Here is a 24,477-nt window from a genome sequence, read left to right on the forward strand (position 1 = left end):
TAAAAGATCTCAGAAAATTATGTAATTCTATTGAACACCTTTTTCTTTCATTACCTTATTTAAGCCTTTTAGTATGGAAAGCCCCAGGCCGGTAGCAAGTAGCAAAAGCCCAAAGTTTACCCAGAAAAAGTTAGCTTTATCCTCGTAGCCGTACCAGAGGGAGGCCAAAACTCCAGAGAGTTTGTTTCCAATGGAAGTGGACAAAAAGAAACCACCCATCATAAGGGCCGTAAGGCGTGGAGGGGAGAGTTTAGAAACCAGCGAGAGTCCCATCGGCGAGAGACAGAGTTCCCCAACAGTAATCACTCCATAGGCGGCAATGAGCCACCAGGAGGAGACTTTCTCCAGGCCGTTTCCTCCAGCCCACACTGCACCTACCATCACCAGGCAGGAGAGGGCCGAGATAAAGAGTCCCAGTACAATTTTCGAAGGCGTGGAAGGTTCCTTACCCCGCCGTCTAAGCATCATGAAAAATCCTACCACAACCGGAGTGAGCGCAATGACCCAAAACGGATTGACTGATTGGAACAGTTCTGTATTAAAGAGATACACCGGTTTGGTTGGGTCCGCTTCAAGCTCCGCCTTGCGCTCTGGGGTAACATTTCTAAAATAGATGTCTTTTCCTTCCTGCTTCACCGTTTCTCCTGCCTCGTTTTTCTCGGCGCGGTACTGATCGTCGTAAATTGGAACTTCCTTGCTTTCGTAGGATTTTTCCTCTACTAAATAGAGCGTTTCAAGGGGTTTTTCCAAAACGGCAGGAGCAGTCCGGTCTGTATAGTAGTTGGCCCAACGCGTAAGGGCCGTACCGTTTTGCTTGAAGACGGCCCAAAACATAAGACTCACGGCAAAGATTGCCAAAAGTGCACCAATGGGTCTTTTATCCTCGGCATTGGCCCTAATGTAGAGGTTAACATAGAAGAAAACTACCGGGATACACGCAAAGATGAAGGCATCGGTGCTGTCCGAACCAAAGATGTTTCCTGGGATGATCCAACCAATCAGACCTGCAACGATGGCAGGAACAAACACCTTGAGAAGTACAGTGGAGAGCTTGGTGTCTCCTTCTTGAGCAGGCTTAAGGATGTTGGCCGAACGAATATGCTTCATACCGACAGAGAAAATCACAAGTCCTACCAGCATACCGACTCCCGCCGTAATGAAGGCCGGACCCCATCCGTACTTGTTACGCATGTATGCAGCAACAAAATTACAAACCAAGGCGCCGATATTAATGCCCATATAAAAGATGTTGTACCCTGCGTCCTTGTTGGCCTTATAGGGCTCCTCGGAGTAGAGGTTCCCCAAAAGGGTAGAGATACTGGGCTTGAAAAAACCGTTTCCTAGGATTACAAGTCCTAAAGACGCGTAAAAGAGAGGCATCTCCTGAAACAGACCCACTCCGATGTATCCTGCGGCCATCAGGACCCCTCCGATATAGATAGCTTTCACGTAACCCAGTACACGGTCGGCCAGAAACCCACCTAAAAAGGGCGTTAAATAGGTCAGGGCGATAAAAGTTCCAAAGATGTCGTCTGCGGTTTTATCAAGAAAACCCAGACCTCCTGTGTCTTTGGGGTCAATCATATAGAGCACGAAGATGCCCAGGATCAGATAGTATCCGAACCGTTCCCACATTTCCGTGAAAAACAGGTACGGTAAGCCTTTTGGGTGTTTATTGTTGGTTTTTTCCATAAATCGAAAGAGTTAGTTCTGGGTTTGTAATTTTTTAGGATTAAAGTTTCTCCAGTAGAAAGCGGGTCATCATCTCATAGAGCTGTGGACGGGTGTTGCCCCCTCCAATACCGTGGTTCTTATCTGGATAGGTCATAAAGTCAAACTGTTTCTTGTTTTGGATTAGTGCCTCGGCAAATTGTGCGGCATTCTGATAGTGGACATTGTCGTCGGCCGTACCGTGTACCAAGAGGAAATTCCCTTTCATAAGATGTGCAAAATGAATCGGCGAGTTTTTATCATACCCCTCCGGGTTCTCTTGAGGCGTACGCATGAAGCGCTCTGTGTACACCGTATCGTAAAATCTCCAGTTGGTTACCGGGGCCACGGCAATTCCTGCTTTAAATACGTCGGCCCCTTTGGTTAAGGCAAGGCTGGCCATATACCCTCCGTAGCTCCATCCAAAAATACCTATACGCTCTTTATCGATATAGGATTGGGAACCTAAGTATTTAGCGGCCGCAATCTGGTCCTCTGTCTCGTATTTTCCTAGCTGCATATAGGTGGATTTTTTGTATTTGCTGCCCTTGCCCCCGGTACCTCTACCGTCTACGCAGGCTACAATATATCCTTGCTGTACCAAGTGGTTGAACCAAAGTGCGTTACCACTGTCCCAGCTGTTGGTCACCTGCTGGGATCCCGGTCCGCTGTACTGAAACATGAAAAGGGGGTATTTCTTGTTAGGGTCAAAATCCTTGGGTTTCATAATCCAGGCATTCATCTGATCGCCCACCTCGTTAGGAATAGTTAAAAATTCCTTGGCTACCCAATTATCCGCATTTAGTTTTTCCAGCATTGGTTGGTTGTTCTCGATCTCGCGTAGGACCTTACCGCTGCGGTCCTTTAGCGTAAAGGTATGCGGGGTCTTGGCATTGGAGGCCGTTTCTATGAAGTAATGGAAATTCTTTGAAAAATTGGCCGAGTGCGTTCCCTCAGACTTGGAAAGAAGCAGGCTCTTTCCATTTTTAAGGCTTACCTTGGAAAGCACCTTATGGATGGAGCCGGTTTGGTTGGTCTGCACAAATACTTCCTGGGTTTTAGGGTCGTAACCGTAGTAGCGCGTTACGTCGTAATCTCCTTTGGTGATTTGTTTCTTTAGTTTTCCCTCACTTGAATACCAGTACAGATGGTTTCGTCCGTCCCTTTCGCTTAGCCACAGAAAAGAGTTGTCCGGTAGAAATTCCATGGTCGCCTGATCGGTATCCACCCATTTCTCATCACTTTCGGTAAAAAGCTTTCGTACTTCTCCTGTACGCGTGTTTACCTTCAGTACGTCGGAGGCGTTTTGCACGCGCTGTGAGGTGATCAGAATGATTTCCTCGCCTGCCATGGTAGAGAGCACGTTCGGAATGTAGTAATTCTTAAAACCCGAGAGGTCGATTTTCTTAATCGAAGCAGAGGCAAGATCGTACAGGTGTGCACTTACCGTGGAATTTTCTTCTCCCGCTTTAGGGTATTTGAAACGAAAATCCTTTGGGTAGAGGTCCTTTCCGTAAATCTGCATATTCATTTCAGGAACCTTGGATTCATCAGAACGAACAAACACCAGCGCGGTGGAAGCTTTGTTCCAGTCGTAGAGGCGCGCGTGACCGAATTCCTCCTCGTATACCCAATCGGCCAGACCGTTAAGGATGTGGTTTTTCTTGCCGTCCTGGGTGATTTGTGTGATGTTTCCAGAAGAGAGATCCTGGTAAAATAGATTATTGTCTGCTATGAAGGCTACTTTTGTTCCGTCGGGGGAAAAACGTGGTTCCTGAACGAATTTTCCTTCATTTAAAAGCAGTGTTTTGCCGGTCTTAAGATCGTGGATTTCAAATTTTCCCAAAAAGGAGTGGCGGTAGATTCCTTCACTTTCTTTCAGAAGCATGATTTTGTTTTCGTCCTCAGAGAACTCGTAGCTCTGGAAATTTCCTTCCACCAAATAGCCCTGCTTTCTAGCCGTCTTGTAGTCGTAGCGTGCAATGCCACCGCGCTCTATGGTCAAATAGTACTCCCCACTCTTTAGGGAGTTGATACCGGCGATACCTTTCCCGCGGTAATGACCGCTATAGATTTTATCCAGAGTAATGGTCTGTGCGTCCACGGATCCTAATACTCCCAGAGACACCAATGCGATGTAGGTTAAAATTCTTTTCATACCAATTTTTTCAAAGTGCACCAAATATATTAAAATTTCTTAAAAAGTTTTAATCATTACGATATGTATAGCCCTTGGCAAAAGAATTGGTACTATTTCTACCAAATATTCAAAAACAATAAATTATGGAAAACAAAAGTGACTACGATGAGAAGCTAAAGAAATATACATTAGAAGATTCAGTGCTCTATACGGGGTTCGCCAATTTTTCGGATGCGGAGCTTTATGCCCAAAGCAATGGAGGGCAGCTTGTGGAGGTTGGATTCAAAGATGGAAACGACAACCCGGTACTAACCTCTGAGGCCCAACTGATAGAAACGCAGAACCACTACGCAGTGGATGCAGGGCAAGAATATACATATCTGCATTCTGCAGACCCGCGTTTTAGAGATTTTGCCGACGAGTTGCAACGCTTTAAGTCAACGGAAATTGAGGAGCTCTCCCCGGAGGAAAAATACATTACAAACGCTGAAATCGAAGTCTCTGAGGATCCCATCATCGTACTAAAAAACGGAGAATTTGATTCGGTGACCTCGCGGGAGCGTAGTAAATACCTCCGCCAGGCCAATGTCTACGAAATCGCAGTACGTTGTCCCTTAAGCTCAGAAGAATCTAAAGACTAAGCACCAAAGACCAAAAACGGATTCTCTATAAATGCGAGCGCCCTCTAGAAATCTAGAAGGCGCTCGCTGTTATGGAAGTATTACCTCTTACTGGTAGATAAGGGTATAGTACTCTGCGGCCATACGGTCGCTCCCAAACTTGACTTTCACATCGTCCATTGCTTTCTGGGTAAGCTTTCTCCACTGGTCCGGCTTCTCGTAGTACATAGGCAAGATTTCCTGTTCCAGAATCTCATAGAGTTTCTCTAGATCGTAGTTGTCCTGATCGTATACGCTCATGTTCTGGTAGTCCGCCTTGGGAACTACAAAGGCGTTTGCACCGTGCTGCGCAAATTCCGGTATCCATCCATCGTCCGTGGATAGATTCACCGAGCCGTTCATGGCTGCCGTCATACCGGAGGTGCCGGAAGCTTCCCTAGGTACGCGAGGATTGTTTAGCCAAAGGTCGGAGCCTTGTTTTAAGAGCTTACTAAGGGCCAGTTCGTAACCGGTTAGAACCGCCATGTTTTTCTGGTATTTACTTTCCTCCACGAGGGTATTGAATGTGGAAATAGCGGCGTAATCCATAGGGTAGGGTTTACCTGCCCAGATGATCTGTACCGGATACTTGGGATGGTTTAAAAGCCGCAGGAAGCGTTCTTTGTCTGCAAGCAGTAAGTCCGCACGCTTGTACCCTGCAAAGCGCCGCGCCCAGACGATAGTAAACACTTTGGGATCAAAGAGTTTTCCACACTGATCGGCCACGGTCTTAAAGAGTCTTTTCTTGAGGTGCTTCTTACGGAAGTCAAACAGCGTATCGTCGTTCTCGTCTTTGGCGTCGTAGAGGGGTTTGTCGGCCCAATACTTGAATTCCTGGGCGTTGGTGATGCTCTTTATCTCACAGATTCCCTCGTACTTGCCCCACATAGCACGTGATACGTGGCCGTGCAGCTCAGAGACCCCGTTGGCAATGCGCGCCATATGCAGCGCACAAAGGGAGTGGTTAAACATATTAGGGTCGTCGCCTCCTTCCAGGGCTTTAACCTCTTCTTTGGAAAAGCCAGAGAAATAGGACATGTTGTAGCACATCTCAAAGCTGTGTTTCTCGTTTCCGGCTTCCTCAGGGGTATGGGTAGTAAAGACCAGTTTCTCCTTGACCTGGTCTAGATCTCCGCCGTATTTTCTTAGCAGATAAAACGCGGCAGGAAGGCCATGGGCTTCGTTTAGGTGGTATACCTCACGGGAGAAATTCATCATATCCAGCATCTTGGCGCCTCCTTTACCCAGAAGTATGTATTGGGCCAGCTTGGTAGATTCGTTGGCATCGTAGAGACGGTGGCAAATGGTCTTGGAAATGTGGTCGTTCTCTGGTACGTCGGTGGAAAGAAAGAACATTGGGGCCGTATGGAAGACTTCCGGATCCAGATACCATACCTTTACCCACACCGGTGCGCTGTGGATATCGATCTGAAATTTAATGCCGGTGTCCTGCAAGTAGCTGTAGATCTTTTTTGTCCAGGTAGGCTGGAGTGTCTGGTCGTGGTTACGCGCCTGGTCGTAGTACCCGAATTTCCAAAGAATGCCGATACCAACCAGGTCCTGTTTTAGGTTGTACGCACTGCGCATGTGGGAGCCTGCCAGAAAACCAAGGCCTCCGGAATATATCTTTAGCGACTGGTCGATGGCAAATTCCATGGAAAAGTACGCGGCTTTCTTTGTGTACTGGGGATTGATGCTGTAAGGCATCTGGAAGTTTTTAAAGTCCATAGTTTCTCTTCTTTTCATTTTTTACCCTGCAAAAGTAGGTATTTTTATTTCTTTAGCTCATGGCTCCTTACCTGCTAATCCCTAAAAGGTAAGATATATCAGCCTCTGACTGTTATGGCATCTCTATTGCTTCTTCTCCAAGGAAAGATACCCTTGGCGCAGGTGCTTTTTTTTTTCGTTAATAGTAATGGTAAACAATGCGTAAAATCCTTTGTGCTCCCTGCACCTTTAAATCCCTGCGCCCTCAGGCGCCATTAGGGAGCTCCCTTTCTCGGGATCTGCCCCTGGGTAAAGAGTTATGCCAAGGGAGAGGAGAGGTTCTGGTTCTGCCCCTTGCTCTTCGGCGGGCAAAAAAAACCAGTGCGCTGCGCTCCCCGGTATGCTACCGCGATTTGCTGCCCTTGATAATTACTATACCTTTCCTTGCAGCGGCTTTGTTTGGAACATTTTGATTTCGTGACATTTATCACGCAGGTTAATTTATCTCTCTTTTCACTTGCGTTGTAACTTTGTACAAGCCAAACACAAAGCCCCATGAGAACGCCAAGAAAACCCCGCCCCTTACTTCTAACCCTCGAGAGCTTAAGTGCCAGTCCCAAGCATTTTTCTAAAACTGTAGAATCACTGTTCCGCTACGGCTACGAAGATTATAATGAAGTGTTTCACCTCGACCAGCATTTAGAAGAACTGAAGGACTACCGAAGACTAGAAGTGCTTAAAGGCATTGGATGCTCGGCAATACTGATGCTTTGGGGTAAGGACAATCAGACCGCCATCCACGACCACCGTACCAACCACGTGAAAATAAAAGTCCTGCAAGGAACCCTTACCCAAGTGTGCTATAGGGAGAATCCTAATTTCATAGAGTATAACGGAGTGGATACGGCCCATAAAGACCAGAGCTTTTCCAAACAATGTGAGGGGATCCATTCCATAATTAATATGGAAGAAGGACCTTCGGTAAGCCTGCACGTCTACCGCACTCAGGACATCAACCTCAAAGGCGTTCGTCTTTTCGATACCGTGAAACGCAGGATTGCCTACTTAAGCGCTTCGGCCGATTCCTATTCCTGGAGCCTGCCCTCCGAAGCCTACGAGAAAATCATCGATTTGTAACGTATAGCATTCCAAAAGAAGAGAAGAGTGGCGGTAGGAATTTTTTTTCTGCCGCCTTTTATTTTTCACTCCCGGTTTTATGAAACTAGCTCTGTGGTAAAGCAGTTAAAATTTTGTAAATTTGCAGCCACAAACCCATACCTTTTCTATGAGTAAAACTGCTGCCTACCATACACTTGGATGCAAACTGAACTTTGCGGAAACCTCTACCATAGCACGCCAGCTAACTGCAGCAGGATATGCCAAGGTGACTTTTGACGATCCAGCCAGTGTATATATCATCAATACCTGTTCGGTGACCGAGGCGGCAGATAAGGAATGCCGAGTGCACGTGAAAAGGGCCCGTAAAGCAAATCCGGAGGGACTAGTGGTGGTGGTAGGATGCTACGCGCAGCTCAAGCCCGAAGAAATTTCCTCCATTGAGGGAGTGGATTTAGTGCTGGGAGCTACTGAAAAATTCAACATTCCTTCCTATCTCCAGCAGCTTTCCAAATCAGGTAGTAAAGCCGCGGTGCACTCCTGCGAGATTGGGGACGCCGACTTTTTTGTGGGGAGTTATTCCATCGGCGATAGGACCCGTGCCTTTTTAAAAGTACAGGACGGATGCGACTACAAATGTACCTACTGTACCATCCCGCTGGCGCGTGGTATTTCCAGGAGCGATACTATAGAGCATATCGTTGCTTCGGCAAGAGAAATAGCCCAGCAGGGTATCCGGGAGATTGTGCTCACGGGAGTAAATATAGGCGATTTCGGTAAAGGCGAATTCGGAAACAAAAAGCACGAACATACGTTTTTGGATCTGATTACCTCGCTGGATCAGGTGGAAGGAATAGAGCGCATCCGAATCTCCTCCATTGAGCCGAACCTGCTCAAGGACGAGAGCATTGAACTGGTCCAAAAGTCCCGCTCCTTTGTCCCACACTTCCATATTCCTCTGCAAAGTGGCAGTGACACTATCCTAAAACTAATGAAACGCCGTTATCTCACGTCTCTGTACTCCCAGCGCATTGAGAAAATTCGTCAGGTTCTGCCCGATGCCGCCATTGGCGTGGACGTAATTGTAGGATTCCCAGGCGAGACCCACGAGGAATTTTTAAAGACCTACCGTTTCCTGCAGTCTCTTCCTATTTCCTACCTCCATGTATTTACCTACTCCGAGCGCGCCGACACAGAGGCGGCCCTAATGCCCGGCGCAGTGGATCCCAAGGAAAGGAAAGAACGTAATAAGATGCTTAGAATCCTCTCAGAGAAAAAGAAAATGGAGTTCTACCACGCCCAGCTTGGGAAAGAGTATCCCGTGCTTTGGGAGCACGAAGAGCGCGCAGGAAAAATGTACGGCTTCACGCCTAACTACATACGCGCTGAGGCGCCGTACGATTCGCTACTTGCAGGAACTACCCAACAAGTGCGCCTGGAGAAACTCTCCGTAGAGGGTAATGTGGAAGTTTCTGCGCTACAAGAGAGTATAAGTGCCTTCGAGTCTTTTCTCTCCCGGGTATAGAATCGCAGCAGTAGCTTTTTAACTCGGGAGCCTGAGGGAATCAATCTGTTTCCCAGACTTTTCGTGGAGCTTTTTTTCCTTTGTCTTCTTTTAAGATAAATTCAGTAATTTAATCGCTTAAAACGTTTAAAGCAATCGGCTGTTGGCCTTATTTTGAATCATGAGAAATCAGTTTATTACATACGGAGCGGCCCTGGTGGTCTTTACCTGGGTGGTGGCACTACTGATAGGTACGCACTATTGGATTCCTATTCTTTTGAGTCTTTTGTACCTTCTAGGAATTTACAATGCAACGCAGAAAAAGCACGCCATCCTTCGGAATTTTCCCGTGCTAGGGTACTTTCGCTATTTCTTTGAGGGCATCTCTCCAGAGATGCAGCAGTACTTCATTGAAAGAGAGACCGACGGAAAGCCTTTCCCAAGGCACCAGCGTTCCTCTGCGTACCGCCGAGCCAAGAATCTAAGCGATACGGTGGCTTTTGGTACTCAGCTGGAGATCAACCACAGAAAATACGAAGGAATCAAGCATTCCATCTACGCCAAAGCGCCCAAGGAGGAGCTTCCTAGGGTCACCATCGGGAACGAGCAGTGCAGCCAGCCCTACAGCGCCTCGCTTTTTAATATCTCGGCGATGAGTTTTGGTTCCCTTTCCGACCGCGCACAGATTTCCCTCAATAGAGGCGCTAAGAAAGGAGGATTTTACCACAATACCGGGGAAGGCGGCATTTCGCAGTTTCATCTGGAGGGTGGCGATTTGTGCTGGCAGATCGGAACCGGTTATTTTGGATGCCGCGATGAGGAAGGAAAGTTTAGCGCTACGCTCTTCAAGAAATATGCGCGCCTGGAGAATGTAAAGATGGTGGAAATAAAGCTATCGCAAGGTGCCAAACCCGGTCACGGAGGTGTGCTTCCAGCAGTGAAGAACACCCCTGAGATTGCAAAGATCCGCCACGTCACGCCGGGAATGACCATTATATCGCCGCCTTCACACTCCGCTTTTTCTTCTGCCCAGGGGCTTTTGGAGTTCGTTCAGCAGCTTAGAGATTTGAGTGGTGGCAAGCCTGTAGGATTTAAATTATGTATTGGGGACACCAAAGAGTTTGAAGAAATCTGCGCGCAGATGAATGTACTGAAAATCTATCCCGATTTTATTACTGTGGATGGAGCCGAGGGAGGAACCGGTGCGGCGCCGCCTGAATTTTCCGATGGGGTTGGAATGCCTTTGGAGCCTGCCCTGATCTTTGTAAACCGCACGCTTCAGACCTTTAACCTCAGAAGCAAGGTCAAAGTGATTGCCAGCGGGAAGGTGCTCACTTCCCTGGATATCCTACGGGCCATAGCCATGGGGGCCGACCTTTGCAACAACGCCCGAGGATTTATGTTTGCCCTGGGGTGCATACAGGCCCTTAGATGCAATACCAACAACTGTCCCACGGGAGTGGCTACGCAGGATAAAATGCTAATCAAAGGTCTGGACGTCACCGACAAGAGTGAGCGGGTGTACCATTTTCATAAGAATACGCTGCATACCTGCAACGAGCTTATTGCGGCAGCAGGAAGGGAATCCTACGATCAGGTGGATGCTTCCATGTTCATGCGCGGAGATGAGTTTGACCACCTTTCCGATCAGTATTTTCCCGACATTCTGGGCTCTTCCCAAGTGACTAAATACTGATACGCGCGGGGCCAAAAAAAAAGAACCGAAGTGCTTTTTCAAGCGCTTCGGTTCTTTTTTTATTGGGCATCGGACCAGAGTTACCTTGGCTCGGATCCGTAGAGCTGAAAATTAAAGACAAAGGTGCGGTTTCTCCAGTTAAGGCCTCCGTACGAATAGTGTTCGTCGCGCGCAAATGCCGCGCGGGAAGGTACGATGATCACCCCTTGCAGATTATAGTTCTCTTCATTACTCTTGGTAAAACTCTTGAATTTCCTTATTCCCTCCTGGAACCCTTCAATCTCGTAAAACGAGCGGGATTTCTTACTCTCATCCAGTACACTCTGTGGTGCATAGTAATAGAGAGGATCGGAATCCGGAACGCCCGAGCCCTCTACGTTGTTGGAAAAAGGATACGGGGAGGAGAGCTTAAGGCCCGATTCGTCCACCGAAAGATAAGAAAGGGTGTACTGCATCAGGCGTAGTTTGTCGGTAGCTCCCACAGCCACACCTGGGTCGGGCTGCGCTCCAGGACGCATGATGACAATCACTCCGGAAGGTAGTTTTTCCATGGCCATGTCAGCGAGCTTGATTTCGTTGTCGTCGGCAGTAGTGGTGCCACTAAACGAAGTGATCTTACCCTTGGAGTTGAGGTAGTTGTCCTGCAGGAACATCTCAATGGCTTTGTCGTCGTTAGAATTTTGCGTAGCGATGTTCTCTACCTCAGGAATGGCATAGGGATCCTGAAAGTCATCGTCCGAACAAGCGGCGAAACTCACGGCTGCGGCCAGGGCATATATGAAGGTTTTTTTCATTTATTTCGTTAATTTTACGGTTAGGCAAAAGTATAAAAAAATATGAGAATAGATAAATACCTCTGGAGCATCCGTTTGTATAAAACAAGGACCTTGGCGGCTGAGGAAATCAAGAAGGGACGGGTTAGTGTGGAGGGCCGCACAGTGAAGGCTTCCAAGGAAGTGAAAGAGGGGGAGATTCTTCAGGTGCGCAAGAACCAGATCAACTACCAGATCAAGGTGCTGGGGGTTCCCAAAAGTAGAGTGGGGGCCAAGCTTGTGGCAGACTATGCAAAGGATCTTACCGATCCCTTACAGTACGAGACTCTTAAGTTACGCCGTATGGAGCAGGGGTACTACCGGGCTCTTGGAGAGGGGCGTCCCACAAAGAAAGACCGCAGGGAAATCGAGGATTTTACGGCGCCCTCGCCCGGCATCATTGGAGAGGAGAATTTGGGTGAGGACTACTGGGAGTCGTTTTTTAGCGGGGAACAAGATCCACAAGACTAAGAATCTGCTCTGTGGTCTGCTCCGGGGTCTGTAGGTCCGTGGAAACCGTATGGTGCGCCCTGGAATAGGTAGGCGAGCGCTCAAAAAGATGCTTGGCAATGAATTCAGCAAGGTCCTGCTCAGGGATTCGCGCCAAAAGGGGCCTAGAGCTTCTCTCTGATAGTAGCCGCGAGTTAAGGGTGCCTACTGCGGCGCGTAGGTAGATGCAGGTGGAGAATTTTAAGATCTGATCCATATTGTCGTAGTATACGGGAGTGCCTCCTCCCAAACTTAGCACCAGGTCTTCTTTGGATTGGAGAGTTTCGAGCAGTACGGCTCGTTCCTGTTTACGGAAAGAGAGCTCACCGAATTTTTCAAAGTACTGCGTAGTGCTATACCCGGTGCTCTGGGCAATTATTTCGTCCAAATCCAATGCTGGAATTCCAAGGCGATTGCTTAGTAATTTGGAAATGTGTGATTTACCGCTACCCATGTAGCCCACAAGGGAAACAACCATGATTTTATTTTTAACAAATGTCCAAAAAAATTTTGAGTTTTTAAAAAAACACTTATCTTTGCACCACTTTTTAACAGAGAAATCTGTGAGGTAAAGTGGCCGACCTGGTAGCTCAGCTGGTAGAGCAATACACTTTTAATGTATGGGTCCTGGGTTCGAATCCCAGCCAGGTCACTTCCAAGAAAAAACCGTAGTTAGTACGGCTTTTTTTTGCCTGCGTGGTGAAATTGGTAGACACGCCATCTTGAGGGGGTGGTTTCCTATGGATGTGCTGGTTCGAGTCCAGTCGCAGGCACTTAAGAAAACATTCTAAAGCGCACTGGAAAAGTAATTGGAAAGACGCTTTTAGACCTGGTAGCTCAGCTGGTAGAGCAATACACTTTTAATGTATGGGTCCTGGGTTCGAATCCCAGCCAGGTCACGAAATTTGCTGAAAAGTAAATTTTTTTCATATTAATATTTTGTGATTTGGTGTTCGGTAGCCTTCCCTTGGGAAGGCTACTGATTTTTATTCCAGATGCTTGTTGTCTATCAATCGGATCTCTCCTGCGTAGACGGCAATGAATGCCCGGTAGCTGCGGTCTTTGTAAAAGAAGTCCGTTTCCTCGAGGGTCTGCTCGTCGGCAATCACAAAATATTCCAGATTAAAGTATTTTTCTTTAGCAAAAATATCCTCCACACGCTTTTTGATTTCCTCAATACTCAGGACGCGAAACCATTCGTCCACCCGCTGAAGGGTTTGGTAGATCATGCCTGCGGCCTGACGGACCTCTGAGGAAAGACGCTCGTTTCGTGAACTCATGGCAAGGCCATTTTTCTCCCGCATAATGGGTACGGGATGGATTTTTATTCCCATTTTCTTGGACTGGCTCAAATGCTCGATGATACGCAGCTGCTGGTAGTCCTTCTCTCCAAAATACGCGTTGTCGGGGCGAACCTGCAGGAACAGTTCCTCCACGACGGTTCCTACGCCGTCAAAATGGCCCGTGCGGAACCGGCCTTCCATCTGGTTTTCGAGTCCCCCAAAATCATAGGACTTGCTTTTGGTCCCATGGGGATACATATCCGATACGGCCGGAATATACAGGGCGTCCACATCTCCGGTGCTTTGTAGGAGCTGAATGTCGGCCTCCATAGTGCGTGGATAGTTATGCAGGTCCGCCGGATTATTGAACTGTGTGGGATTGATAAAGATGGAGGCCACCACCAGATTGTTTTCTTTTCGTGCGGCGGCAAAAAGGGAGAGGTGCCCATCGTGGAGCGCCCCCATGGTAGGTGCAAAGCCGATGATCTTTCCCATCTCTCTGTTTCTCTCGATATAGGCGCGAAGGGCCTCTTTACTGCGAAGTATCTCCATAGAGTTTCTTAAAGGTTTCTGGGGGCAAAAATAATTAAATAAATTAATGGTGCCCGTTCTCTAAATTCATTTTATTGATGGGCTTTCATAAAAAATGTTAATAAAATTTTATTAGCTGAAAATTTTGTAATTTTGCATACATTATATCTTTCGAAAAGATAAGAAAAAGAATTATGCCGAATCAAAAAATTTTATACGTTACCACCGAGATGTATCCTTACCAAGAGGAAAGCAGTATGGCGGCGACGGTGAGCAAAATGGCTCTGAAAATGCACCAGGAAGGTAATGATGTGCGGGTATTTATGCCACGTTTCGGACTCATTAGCGAAAGAAAGTTCCAACTCCATGAAGTGATCCGTCTTTCCGGGATGAACATTATTATCAACGATTTGGACCAGCCCCTTATCATCAAGGTGGCCTCCTTGCCAGGAGAAAGGCTTCAGGTGTATTTCATTGACAACGAGGAGTACTTTAAGAGAAAGGCTTACTACCAAGAGGACAGTGGAGAGATTTTTCAAGACAACGGCGAAAGGGCTGTATTCTTTGCCCGTGGGGTGATCGAGACCATCAAGAAGCTTAACTGGGTACCCGATGTTATCCACATCAATGGGTGGATGTCGTCCCTGATTCCGATTTACCTGAAGACTTTTTACAAAAACGACTACTATTTTAAGAATACCAAGCTAATACTTTCGCTCTACAACGAACCGGATCTTCCTTTGAATTCCTCTATAGCACAGGTGCTGGAATTTGACCAGATTTCGGGACTAAAGGTAGCGGAGAATCCTTCCGCACAGCAGTTCCTTATTGACAGTATGGCCTACAGCGATCTGGTACTTAAAGGCGATGAGTTTCTGGAAAAGGAACTGGATGAAGCCTACACTGCTTCCTCAGCCGAAAAAGGCGATTTTGTAGAACCTGAGGCCATCGACCAAGTTTATTAATTTATCAGAACATTCAATGACTAAAAATATCAAAAGTATTTTAAAAACTTCCCTTTTGGCTTTAAGTGGAAGTTTCTTTATGTATAGCTGCGAGGCGGAAGCCGACGATCTAGGTGCGCAGTTCTTTGACCAGACGGCCGCACAGGGAACCCGCCAGAGCTACGACATCACGGCGTACAATATTTCTAACGCAGATACCATCCGTACCGATGCAAGCCGCATTTCCACTGCGAACATAGGAGCGTTTCGTGAAGGGGTTTTTGGAACCCAGAAAGTACACCACGTCTCCCAGGCACGCCTTTCTTCCTACAATCCTGATTTTGGAACCAATCCCGTGGTGGATTCGGTGGTACTAGAACTACGACCTTTGTATCCTGCAGACTCCTCGAAAGTTACTACCGATGAAAATTATATCTTTCCGGATGGAAACGTTCCGGCTAAGAAAGTGGTAACCACCTATCCAATCAATGTCTACGGGAGGGATGAGGCGCAGATCACGCTTAATGTGCACGAAGTGGACGAATTCCTTGGAGCGGCCAGCGATCCGGTGTATTCCAACCGTCAGGTGACCACCTCGACCCTTTTGGGCTCCAAAAAGATAAGTTCCAAGGTATCGAGTATCAAAGTGACAAAGGATTCGGACAACACGGATCTCTTTACCCGGGATGCGCGCCTGCGCATACCTTTGGACAAGACTTTTTTCCAAAACAAGATCATAGCAAAAAAGGGACAAAGCGAGCTCTCTGATGCCGCAAGTTTCATCCGTTATTTTAAAGGAATCCGGATCTCTACCGTAGAGAATGATGGATTTATCATGCAGTTCTCACCTGCGGAAACCCAAATTGTAGTATATTATAAAAGGGATGTGACCGCTAATGGTACTACCACGGCCACGCCTGCTACGTTTGCTATTTCCTTAGGCAGCGGAAATGCCAAGTTCTCACAGATTGAATTTGACCGCAGTGGAACTCCTTCACAGGCTGTGTCCGAGAATCTTTCCGATAACGTGCAGTCTGGAGATCCCCTTCTCTATGCGCAGGGTATGGGAGGACCTTCTCTGGGCGTTCGCATTCCTGCATCGACGGTTGCCCAGCTAAGGGAACTGTTCAAAACCAAGCAAATTAATATTCTTTCTGCCAAGGTACGTCTGTTCTCGGATCCCACCTGGAGTGAGGCCTTCGAGAAGCCTTCAGGCTTTGTGGCGTCCCCGTACGATCCAAACCTAAGGAAGATGAACCTTTCGGAATTCCTCAAAGACCTCTCGGCCTTCACCCCGCTCAACAGTCAGTTCAAACTGGTACAGGGCTACGATCTGACCAAGACGTCAGCATACTACGAGTTGACCATTACACAGACTCTTAAAGACGTAATTGAAAAGTCAGAGACTATTGGCGATATAGCACTTTCGGTGGGTACGTATGAGATCAATGCCTCGACGGGTAACTACGTAGGACCTAGCGCCACGACCCGTGCCTATACGCCACACCGGATCCTTCTGGTAGGAAGTGACGGCAGTTCGCGCAGAAGCCAGCTGCAGATTATTTATTCATCAAAAAAACTATAATAACTATGTGTGGAATCGTTGGATATACAGGCTTTCAGGATGCCTACAACATTGTAATTAACGGACTTAGAAGACTGGAATACCGTGGGTACGACAGCGCAGGAATTGTACTGGACACTCCAGGTGGATCTTTCCAGGTCGCAAAGACCAAAGGTAAGGTAGACGATTTAGTACAGGTCTCTACAGAGCTTGACAAAACAGCCCACGTAGGAATGGGCCATACCCGCTGGGCAACCCATGGGGTGCCTAGTGATAGAAATTCCCACCCCCATATTTCCAACAGTGGAAAGATTGCCTTGGTGCACAACGGGATCATTGAAAACTACGATACAATCAAGACCATGCTTTTGGAAAAAGGCTACAGTTTCCAAAGTGAGACCGATACTGAGGTTCTGGTCAATCTGATTGAATACTTCATGGAGATCAACCGCGATTTTGATTTTCCTACTGCAGTGCGTTTTGCCCTTAATGAAGTCTACGGTGCGTATGCTATCACGGTGATGCACGACGATTATCCTGGACTTCTGGTTGTGGCGCGCCTGGGTTCACCACTGGCCATTGGTCTTGGTACCAAGGAATATTTCATCGCCTCGGATGCTTCTCCTTTTGTGGAATTCACCAAAGAGGCCATTTACCTTGAAGAGGGGCACATGGCTACTATCTCCCTCGAAAAGGGCGTGGAAATACGTACCATAGTGGACAACTCGGTAATAATCCCGGAAGTACAGCAGCTGAAGTTATCCTTGGAGCAGATTGAAAAAGGAGGCTACGAGCACTTTATGCTGAAGGAAATCTTCGAGCAGCCAAAATCTATTTTGGATACCATGCGCGGAAGACTTCTGGTGGAGGAAGGCATTATAAAGATGGCCGGTATCTGGGACCACCAGGAACGTCTCACCAACGCGAGCCGCATTATCATCATTGCCTGTGGAACCTCGTGGCATGCGGGTCTGATTGGGGAATACCTGATCGAGGAGTTTGCTAGGATTCCTGTGGAAGTGGAATACGCCTCCGAGTTCCGTTACCGTAATCCCATCCTTTCTGAAAAAGACGTGGTGATTGCCATTTCCCAATCCGGTGAAACGGCCGATACAATGGCAGCACTGAAACTTGCCAAAGAGAGAGGTGCCTTTATTTACGGAATCTGTAATGTGGTGGATTCCTCCATCGCACGCATAACCGATGCGGGGTCGTACACCCACGCAGGTCCGGAGATTGGAGTGGCCTCCACAAAAGCATTTACTGCCCAGCTGACCATTCTATCCCTTATAGCCCTTAAGCTAGGGAAACACAACGGTCATTTGAGCAATCAGGAATTCATGAAGCTAATAACCGAGCTCGACCAGCTGCCTAATAAAGTTCAGGAAGTACTGGATTCCACCAACGAACATGTAAAGGAAATTGCCAAGAATTATATCGATGCAACGAATTTCCTATACCTGGGAAGAGGATACAACTATCCGTCTGCTTTGGAAGGGGCTCTTAAGCTAAAGGAAATTTCCTATATACATGCCGAGGGGTATCCGGCGGCCGAAATGAAACACGGCCCAATTGCCCTGATTGATGAAAACATGCCTATTGTCATTATTGCACCAAAGCGTGGACACTACGACAAGATTGTAAGTAACGTACAGGAGATTAAAGCCCGTAAGGGTCAGGTGATTGCCGTGGTGAATGACGGGGACGAACAGGTGGCTTCTATGGCCGACCATGTGATTGAGATTCCGGACACTTCCGAGTGCTTCTCACCAATCATCGCCGCCGTTCCGTTGCAGCTTCTCTCGTACTATATAGCTGTATACCGCGGAGCAAACGTGGACCAGCCAAGAAATTTGGCCAAGAGTGTCACCGTGGAATAAATCATGAGATAATTTAGGGCAATCCATTTTGCCAGTACGAAGGACCTGGGTAACTTTACCCAGGTTTTTTTATTTGCTTATGAAAAAAGTGGACACACTTATTGTTGGGGACGGTTTTGCTGCCATGTTTCTTTCTTTGGAGCTTCTGGCAAAGGGCAAGACCGTAGCGCTGTATTCCGAGCAGCGCAAAGGGGCCTCCCGTGTATCGGCTGGAATGGTGAATCCCGTGGTACTAAAGAAGTTCACCACCTTTGACAATGCCTTGCCGCAGATAGAAAAACTCCGTAGCGTGCTGTCCTACCTTTTGGAACTCTCCGGCGTGGATACAATTGTAGAGCAGCCGCTGCATCGCATATTCCACGATGCGCGGGAAAAAACGCTCTGGCTTGAAAAGGCCACGCAGGAGCCTCTTAGCACTTTTTTATCTGAGGAAATAATACAACTTCCAGGCGTTTTGAATCCCCATGGCTCGGGCAAAGTCTTGCATTCGTTTCGCGTGGATGTGGAGGCTTTCTTTTTTGCCATGGAAGTAGTCCTTGGCTCCCGGGACATGCTCTTTTGCGAGCATTTTTCCTACGATGAGCTACATGCCGACCAGAGCTGCTACAAGGACGTATATTTTACTAACCTGGTATTTGCTCAGGGCCACCACGGAGCCTTAAATCCTTTCTTTCCGAATTTACACATCCATCCCAACAAGGGGCACCATCTCAAGGTGCGGCTGGATAGTCCGGTTGATTTACTGGTGAAGAAAAAGCACTTTCTTTTCCCTTTGTCGGAGGGGTACCACTACTACGGGGGCACCTACGATAGGACCGAGCGCATGGAAAAAATCGATGAGAAGGCAGTCGGACAACTCACTGAGGGGCTGAAAGAATTTTATGCGCAGGATTTTTCCGTAGAGGAAGTGGGGTTTGGATTTCGCCCTACCGTGCGCGATCGAAGACCTCTTTTAGGAGCCAGTAAAGAGTACCCCAACTTCTATGTATTTAACGGACTGGGCGCGCGGGGGCTTTTAAATGGCGCATGGTATGCACAGGTCCTTTCCGACCATTTGCTAACGGGTAAGGAAATTCCTTTGCATGCCCGGTGGGAAAGGTTTGATTTTTGATGCAAACTAGGCTATGGCGCCTTCAACCCAAGAATTTTCCACGACCAAGAAAATTCTGCCTCTGATTTTGGCCACGGCCATCTTTATGCAGATGCTGGATTCTACCATTCTCAACACTTCTCTCAATGCTATTGCCCAGGACCTGGGTGAATCGCCCCTGCATATGCAGAACGCGATAATAAGCTATGTGCTTACCCTGGCTATTTTTATGCCCGTTAGCGGCTATCTGGCCGACCGTTTCGGTACACGAAGGGTCTTTGTGTTTTCCTTGATACTCTTCGCTCTGGGCTCGCTCTTTTGTGGCCTTTCTCAAAACCTTAACCAGTTGGTGCTCTCCAGGGTACTGCAGGGTTTAGGTGGTTCGTTAATGACTCCTGTGGGAAGGCTTGCTCTGATACGTACCTTTGACAAGAACGAACTCCTTAAGGCCCTCAACTATGCGGTAGTACCGGCCCTCATTGGACCTGTGATGGGTCCTGTCATTGGGGGGTACTTCGTAGATTATTTTTCCTGGCATTGGATATTCTATATCAATATTCCCATTGCACTGGTAGGGGTAGTACTGGGGCTTAAGTATATGCCGGATTTCAAAGCCACTAATTACCTTTTTGACCTTAAAGGGTTCCTTATCTTCGGAGCAGCTTCCCTGCTTCTTTCCATTGCCTTAGAGCTTTTTGCCAGCGTGAAGAATACTACCCCCGTGCTGCTTGTGCTGTTTCTAGGCTTTCTAATGGTCTATTACTACTACCGCCACGCCAGGCGTGTGGAAAAACCCCTGTTTCCGCTTAATTTATTTCTTATCCGAACCTTCCGCGTAGGGATAGTCGGGAATCTGGCAACCCGTCTGGGGATTTCTGCCTTGCCGCTACTGCTACCTCTTCTCATACAGCTTGCCTACGGGCGCAGCGCCGTGGTATCCGGTTGGATTATTGCTCCCATGGCCCTTACTGCTATGTTTGGAAAGACGGCCGTAGTAGGTATACTCGACCGCATAGGGTACAGACGGACGCTGCGGGTAAATACCACTATCATCGGGGTACTTATCATGTCTCTTGCCCTACCCGGGCTCTCGAGTTCCATCTATTGGTTTGTTCCGATAATTGCTTTACTAGGCTTTTTTAATTCCATTCAGTTTACTTCGATGAATACCATCGCCCTGGCCGACTTAAGGGAAAGCCATACATCCAGTGGGAATTCCCTTCTGGCGGTAAACCAGCAGCTGGCCATCGGATTTGGCATTGCCTTCGGATTACTTGTGTTAAGGCTTTTCCAAGCGCAAAGTGGAGACGACCCCCAGGGTCTGCACCGGGCATTTCGCTATACCTTCCTGTCGGTAGGAGTTTTAACGGTAGTGATGGGAAATGTATTTCGCCGCTTGCACAGCCTGGATGGGGAGAACCTAAAAACGCATGCTTAATAACCTGAGACGAGTCATTTGTTATCCTAGATCAATTCGCAGCATACGCATAAACCGTACCTTTACTATATAAAAAAACACATCTTTCAAGAAGAAGAAAAATGAATACAATAGAATTTGGTCTTATGACCTTTGCCGATATGGCACCTGAGAGCGACCTTTCCAAAGGCCTAAATGCTCAGAAGCGGCTCGTCGACTTGATGGAAGAGATTACTCTTGCCGATCGCTTGGGTGTGGATGTTTTTGGTGTAGGCGAACACCACAGGGACGACTATGCCGTATCTTCCCCCGCTACGGTGCTTGCCGCCGCCGCAGTGCTGACCAAAAACATCAAGCTCACCAGTGCGGTAAGCGTACTTTCCAGTGAAGATCCCGTGAGACTCTATCAGCAGTTTGCCACGGTGGATCTTTTATCTGGCGGAAGGGCGGAGATAATGGCCGGTAGGGGCTCCTTTACCGAGAGCTTCCCTCTTTTTGGCTATCCAATTGAAAAATACCATACACTTTTCGAGGAAAAACTGGATCTACTGCTTAAGATAAATAGTGAGCCGTTTGCTACCTGGAAAGGAACCACCAGAGCTTCGCTGCAAGGTCAGGGCGTTTTTCCTAGAGCCGTGAAAGGTGCGCTTCCCGTGTGGATCGCAGCAGGGGGCAGTCCCGATTCGGCGGTGCGCGCCGCGCGCCACCGGCTTCCCTTGATGCTTGCCATCATTGGAGGACGCGCTGATAATTTTGTTCCTTTCATAGCACATTACAGAAAGCACGCCTTGGCGGAAGGTTTACCGCAGGACCAAATTCAGGTGGGAATAAATAACCATGTGTTTATAGGAGAAAGTGACCAGCAGATTTCTGATGCCTTCTTTCCCTATTACGCCCAGATGATGGACCGTGTAGGAAAGGACAGGGGATGGATGCCAATGACCCGTCAACAGTACGACTATATGCGCGCGCCGGGGGGAGCGCTTATTGTGGGAAGCGTAGACACTGTGGTAAAGCGCATTGTAGAGGAGTACCGTCTGTTTGGATTTACCCGTTATCTGGCACAGGCCTCTTTAGGATTTGTTCCACATGAACTCACCATGCGCTCCATTGAACTCTACGCCACGGAGGTGGTACCACGCGTACGCGAAGCTATTGCAAAACTAGGGTAATCCCTCTATCGTAGAGAATATCGTAAATTTACTTTTCACAAAATAAAACCCTATGAAAGAAATTAGTCACAAGCAAAACGAAAATAGCGGCGCGTTCCATCTGCTACTCGAAGGAGAGAAAATTGGAGAGATCACCTACCGTAAGGACCAAGAAGGAGTGGCTATTATTGACCACACCGAAGTGGATTCCAGTCATTCTGGAAACGGATATGCCAAGGAGCTGGTAGAGGCTGCTTCTAACTTTGCCAAGTCGCAGGGACTTAAAGTTAGGGCTCTTTGCCCTTATGCGGCCAAGACTATGGCTCGTCATGAGCAATGGAAGGATCTGCTGGTGGAGTAAAGACGGTACCATGTAGGATTTGATTTGCAAAAAAATAACCGTAATTTTGAAGAAACGGTCTTTTTAAGTCTACGTTTCCAGCAAAAATCAAAACCTACGTTCTATGGCACATCTTCCGGCACTCATTACCGACCTTGCCCTTATTCTTATTGTGGGGGCTTTTGTAACGCTGCTTTTTCGACGTATCAAGCAGCCGCTGGTACTTGGTTATATCATAGCAGGGTTTTTGGTTGGTCCCCATTTTCAAATGGTTCCCACCGTAGTGGACGAAAAGAATATCGATACACTAGCGGAGATCGGTGTGATTATGCTGCTCTTTAGTCTGGGACTGGAGTTTTCCTTCAAGAAACTCATGACGGTAGGAGGTTCCGCGTCCATTACCGCAGTAGTGGAGATTATTTTCATTGGTCTAGGGGGGTATCTTACAGGCTACCTTTTGGGGTGGAATAAAATGGACAGCTTGTTCTTAGGAGGTATGCTGGCCAGTTCTTCCACCACCATCATCCTTAAAGCATTCGATGAGCTCAATATGAAAACCAGGCAGTTTGCCCAGATTGTTTTCGGAGTGCTCATAGTGGAAGACATTATTGTCATCCTCTTAATGGTACTTCTTTCCACCATTGCAGTGACCCAACAGATAGAAGGCTCTGAGATTCTCTTCACAGTACTGAAGCTTGCCTTCTTTCTTATCCTCTGGTTTTTGGTAGGAATCTATTTGCTTCCAAGCTTTTTAAAAAGAACCCGCAAGCTTTTCGATGAAGAAACCACTCTAATTTTTGCGGTAGGACTCTGTTTCGGAATGGTAATTCTGGCAACGCAGGTGGGGTTCTCTGCCGAACTAGGTGCCTTTGTGATGGGTTCGATCATTGCCGAGACAACGATGGCCGAAAAAGTGGAGCACGTGACCAAACCCCTGAAACAGCTCTTTGGCACTGTGTTTTTTGTGTCGGTAGGAATGATGATAGATCCCTCGGCGATGGTGGAATATGCCGGTCCCATCCTTGCCATAACAGCCCTTACCCTTTTCGGTAAGTTCTTTTTCAGCGCCCTGGGTGCCGCCATCGCAGGCCAACCTCTAAAACAGTCCATCCAGGTGGGAATGAGTATGGCTCAGATTGGAGAATTTGCTTTCATTGTGGCGACTCTGGGGCTTTCCTTGGGGGTAATCTCCGAGTTTTTATTTCCGGTAGCGGTCGGGGTTTCGGCCATCACCACCTTTACTACGCCGTATATGATACGTCTGGCCGATCCTTTCTACGAATGGCTACGAAGAAATCTGCCCGAGCGCTTTGTGCAACGCATCGATAACTACTCTCTGGAAACCGATAAAATAAGCGCCAATCCCAGATGGCAGCATGTTACCAAGGAATATTTGCGCATCCTTGTGGTAAATACCATAGTGCTAATAGCAATTATCCTGCTTTTTAATTTCTTTATTACGCCCCTTATTAGTGGTGCCATCGAAAATACACTCTACCGAAACGCTGTGGTCATCCTACTTGCTACAGTGGTTTCGGCGCCCTTTCTATGGGCTATTCTTACCAAGCAGCCTAAATCAGCAGAAAACACTTCGCTAAGCGAGACAGTAATCGTAGCCTTGAATATCGTGCGTTTCCTGTTAGGGACATTCCTTATAGGACTGTTTATAGACCAGATCACTTCTACCAAATACGCCATACTCTTTGCCCTTCCATTGGTAGTACTTCTGTTATGGATTTTCTCTAAGAAGATTCAGGCGGTATACCAACGGATTGAGGCGCAGTTTCTTTCCAATTTCCATGAGCGAGAGACTGCCTTTTACCAGGACAACAAAACGGCGGTGGATATTGGGGTCAAAAATCAAGAATTCAAGGAGAAACTCAAAGCCTGGGACGCCCATATTGCGGTGATGGAAGTCGACCCCTTGGCAAAGTATGTCGGTGTGCCCCTTATGGAGCTTCGCTGGAAAGAAACCTATGGTATCAATGTAGTATACATTAAACGGGGAGAAAACCTCATTTCTCTTCCCGGGCGCAGTAACCGTTTGCTTCCGTACGACAAGGTCGGCATATTAGGAACCGACGAGCAGTTTCAGAATTTTAAATCCGTCTTTGATGAGCGCGAGGAAGAGATTGTGGAGTTTGATGTAGACGATATTGCCCTTAAAAAGATCCTTATCGATGGGGATTGTAAATACATCGGAAAAAGCATCCGAGAGAGTAAAATTAGAGAAGAACTACTTAGTCAGGTGGTAGGAATAGAACGAGAGGGAGAACGTATTCTTAATCCCGAATCTTCCGTTGTGCTTCGCTCAGGAGATATTCTCTGGATGGTGGGCAACATCAAGAAACTCCGGGAGTTTATACTCTCCAGCGGTAGGGGAGTGCACTAGCCTTTTGCGAGGGGCTGTAGAAGAATGTTGTTTTCTCAAGAAAGCGACCGGA

The 24,477-nt window shown here is 47.5% G+C and carries 20 protein-coding genes and 3 tRNA genes; 17 read left to right on the forward strand and 6 right to left on the reverse strand.

The window, feature by feature from the left end:
• Positions 1 to 27: 27 nt before the first annotated feature.
• Together IC612_RS04535 and IC612_RS04540 are read right to left on the reverse strand one after the other, a co-directional pair.
• Entirely contained in the window at positions 28 to 1,692 is a 1,665-nt protein-coding gene (locus tag IC612_RS04535; RefSeq protein ID WP_194738989.1) for a peptide MFS transporter, read from the reverse strand.
• 40 nt (positions 1,693 to 1,732) lie between these two features.
• Complete coding sequence (locus IC612_RS04540; RefSeq protein ID WP_194738990.1) at positions 1,733 to 3,868, reverse strand: S9 family peptidase; 2,136 nt, start codon at positions 3,866 to 3,868, stop codon at positions 1,733 to 1,735.
• Between the two features lie 125 nt (positions 3,869 to 3,993).
• Between IC612_RS04540 and IC612_RS04545 the strand changes: the two genes are divergently transcribed.
• Positions 3,994 to 4,491, forward strand: a complete 498-nt coding sequence (locus IC612_RS04545) for a hypothetical protein (RefSeq protein WP_194738991.1) — start codon at positions 3,994 to 3,996, stop codon at positions 4,489 to 4,491.
• An 87-nt stretch (positions 4,492 to 4,578) separates the two neighbouring features.
• Here the strand turns inward: IC612_RS04545 and glgP are convergent, their stop codons facing one another.
• Positions 4,579 to 6,237, reverse strand: a complete 1,659-nt coding sequence (glgP, locus tag IC612_RS04550) for an alpha-glucan family phosphorylase (protein ID WP_194739052.1) — start codon at positions 6,235 to 6,237, stop codon at positions 4,579 to 4,581.
• Between the two features lie 197 nt (positions 6,238 to 6,434).
• On the opposite strand from glgP, the gene IC612_RS04555 reads away from it, so the two are divergent.
• The 4 genes from IC612_RS04555 (at position 6,435) to IC612_RS04570 (ending at position 10,532) form a co-directional block, all read left to right on the forward strand.
• Positions 6,435 to 6,689, forward strand: a complete 255-nt coding sequence (locus tag IC612_RS04555; RefSeq protein WP_194738992.1) for a hypothetical protein — start codon at positions 6,435 to 6,437, stop codon at positions 6,687 to 6,689.
• 82 nt (positions 6,690 to 6,771) lie between these two features.
• Positions 6,772 to 7,353, forward strand: coding sequence for a cysteine dioxygenase (locus IC612_RS04560; RefSeq protein WP_194738993.1), 582 nt, complete (start codon positions 6,772 to 6,774; stop codon positions 7,351 to 7,353).
• Between the two features lie 148 nt (positions 7,354 to 7,501).
• Positions 7,502 to 8,857, forward strand: coding sequence for a tRNA (N(6)-L-threonylcarbamoyladenosine(37)-C(2))-methylthiotransferase MtaB (gene mtaB, locus IC612_RS04565; protein WP_194738994.1), 1,356 nt, complete (start codon positions 7,502 to 7,504; stop codon positions 8,855 to 8,857).
• A gap of 160 nt (positions 8,858 to 9,017) precedes the next feature.
• On the forward strand, positions 9,018 to 10,532 hold the full coding sequence (locus IC612_RS04570) for an FMN-binding glutamate synthase family protein (RefSeq protein ID WP_194738995.1): 1,515 nt from the start codon (positions 9,018 to 9,020) through the stop codon (positions 10,530 to 10,532).
• 80 nt (positions 10,533 to 10,612) lie between these two features.
• On the opposite strand, the gene IC612_RS04575 is transcribed toward IC612_RS04570, so the two are convergent.
• Positions 10,613 to 11,326 (reverse strand): hypothetical protein, encoded by a 714-nt coding sequence (locus IC612_RS04575; protein ID WP_194738996.1) that lies wholly within the window; start codon positions 11,324 to 11,326, stop codon positions 10,613 to 10,615.
• Between the two features lie 42 nt (positions 11,327 to 11,368).
• Between IC612_RS04575 and IC612_RS04580 the strand changes: the two genes are divergently transcribed.
• Positions 11,369 to 11,815 (forward strand): RNA-binding S4 domain-containing protein, encoded by a 447-nt coding sequence (locus IC612_RS04580; protein ID WP_194738997.1) that lies wholly within the window; start codon positions 11,369 to 11,371, stop codon positions 11,813 to 11,815.
• On the opposite strand, the gene IC612_RS04585 is transcribed toward IC612_RS04580, so the two are convergent.
• Positions 11,787 to 12,311, reverse strand: a complete 525-nt coding sequence (locus IC612_RS04585; protein ID WP_194738998.1) for a shikimate kinase — start codon at positions 12,309 to 12,311, stop codon at positions 11,787 to 11,789. The two genes, IC612_RS04580 and IC612_RS04585, sit on opposite strands and share 29 nt — an antisense overlap.
• Positions 12,312 to 12,412: 101 nt before the next feature.
• On the opposite strand from IC612_RS04585, the gene IC612_RS04590 reads away from it, so the two are divergent.
• The 3 genes from IC612_RS04590 to IC612_RS04600 all read left to right on the forward strand — a co-directional run bounded on the left by IC612_RS04590 (position 12,413) and on the right by IC612_RS04600 (position 12,732).
• Positions 12,413 to 12,485: transfer RNA gene (locus IC612_RS04590), tRNA-Lys, on the forward strand.
• Between the two features lie 38 nt (positions 12,486 to 12,523).
• Positions 12,524 to 12,606, forward strand: a tRNA-Leu gene (locus IC612_RS04595).
• A 53-nt stretch (positions 12,607 to 12,659) separates the two neighbouring features.
• A tRNA-Lys gene (locus IC612_RS04600) sits at positions 12,660 to 12,732 on the forward strand.
• A gap of 87 nt (positions 12,733 to 12,819) precedes the next feature.
• Here IC612_RS04600 and panC read toward each other — a convergent pair.
• Positions 12,820 to 13,668 (reverse strand): pantoate--beta-alanine ligase, encoded by an 849-nt coding sequence (gene panC, locus IC612_RS04605; protein ID WP_194738999.1) that lies wholly within the window; start codon positions 13,666 to 13,668, stop codon positions 12,820 to 12,822.
• Between the two features lie 173 nt (positions 13,669 to 13,841).
• Between panC and IC612_RS04610 the strand changes: the two genes are divergently transcribed.
• From IC612_RS04610 to IC612_RS04645, 8 genes are all read left to right on the forward strand, one after another.
• Positions 13,842 to 14,612, forward strand: a complete 771-nt coding sequence (locus tag IC612_RS04610; RefSeq protein ID WP_194739000.1) for a glycogen/starch synthase — start codon at positions 13,842 to 13,844, stop codon at positions 14,610 to 14,612.
• A 16-nt stretch (positions 14,613 to 14,628) separates the two neighbouring features.
• Complete coding sequence (locus IC612_RS04615; RefSeq protein WP_194739001.1) at positions 14,629 to 16,176, forward strand: DUF4270 family protein; 1,548 nt, start codon at positions 14,629 to 14,631, stop codon at positions 16,174 to 16,176.
• Positions 16,177 to 16,181: 5 nt separating this feature from the next.
• Positions 16,182 to 18,035 (forward strand): glutamine--fructose-6-phosphate transaminase (isomerizing), encoded by a 1,854-nt coding sequence (gene glmS / locus IC612_RS04620; protein ID WP_194739002.1) that lies wholly within the window; start codon positions 16,182 to 16,184, stop codon positions 18,033 to 18,035.
• A gap of 88 nt (positions 18,036 to 18,123) precedes the next feature.
• Positions 18,124 to 19,146: an NAD(P)/FAD-dependent oxidoreductase gene (locus IC612_RS04625; protein WP_407676050.1), complete on the forward strand. Its 1,023-nt coding sequence runs from the start codon at positions 18,124 to 18,126 to the stop codon at positions 19,144 to 19,146.
• Positions 19,147 to 19,159: 13 nt separating this feature from the next.
• The gene (locus tag IC612_RS04630) at positions 19,160 to 20,563 is read left to right on the forward strand and encodes an MFS transporter (protein WP_194739004.1); all 1,404 of its coding nucleotides are present in this window, start codon (positions 19,160 to 19,162) and stop codon (positions 20,561 to 20,563) included.
• Between the two features lie 101 nt (positions 20,564 to 20,664).
• Entirely contained in the window at positions 20,665 to 21,714 is a 1,050-nt protein-coding gene (locus tag IC612_RS04635) for an LLM class flavin-dependent oxidoreductase (RefSeq protein WP_228512870.1), read from the forward strand.
• A 52-nt stretch (positions 21,715 to 21,766) separates the two neighbouring features.
• A complete protein-coding gene (locus IC612_RS04640) occupies positions 21,767 to 22,054 on the forward strand; it encodes a GNAT family N-acetyltransferase (protein WP_194739005.1) in 288 nt (95 codons plus the stop codon).
• A gap of 103 nt (positions 22,055 to 22,157) precedes the next feature.
• Positions 22,158 to 24,425, forward strand: a complete 2,268-nt coding sequence (locus IC612_RS04645; protein WP_194739006.1) for a cation:proton antiporter domain-containing protein — start codon at positions 22,158 to 22,160, stop codon at positions 24,423 to 24,425.
• The last annotated feature ends 52 nt before the right edge of the window (positions 24,426 to 24,477 follow it).

It is taken from the genome of Planobacterium oryzisoli (genome assembly GCF_015354315.1).
GTDB lineage: Bacteria > Bacteroidota > Bacteroidia > Flavobacteriales > Weeksellaceae > Planobacterium_A > Planobacterium_A oryzisoli.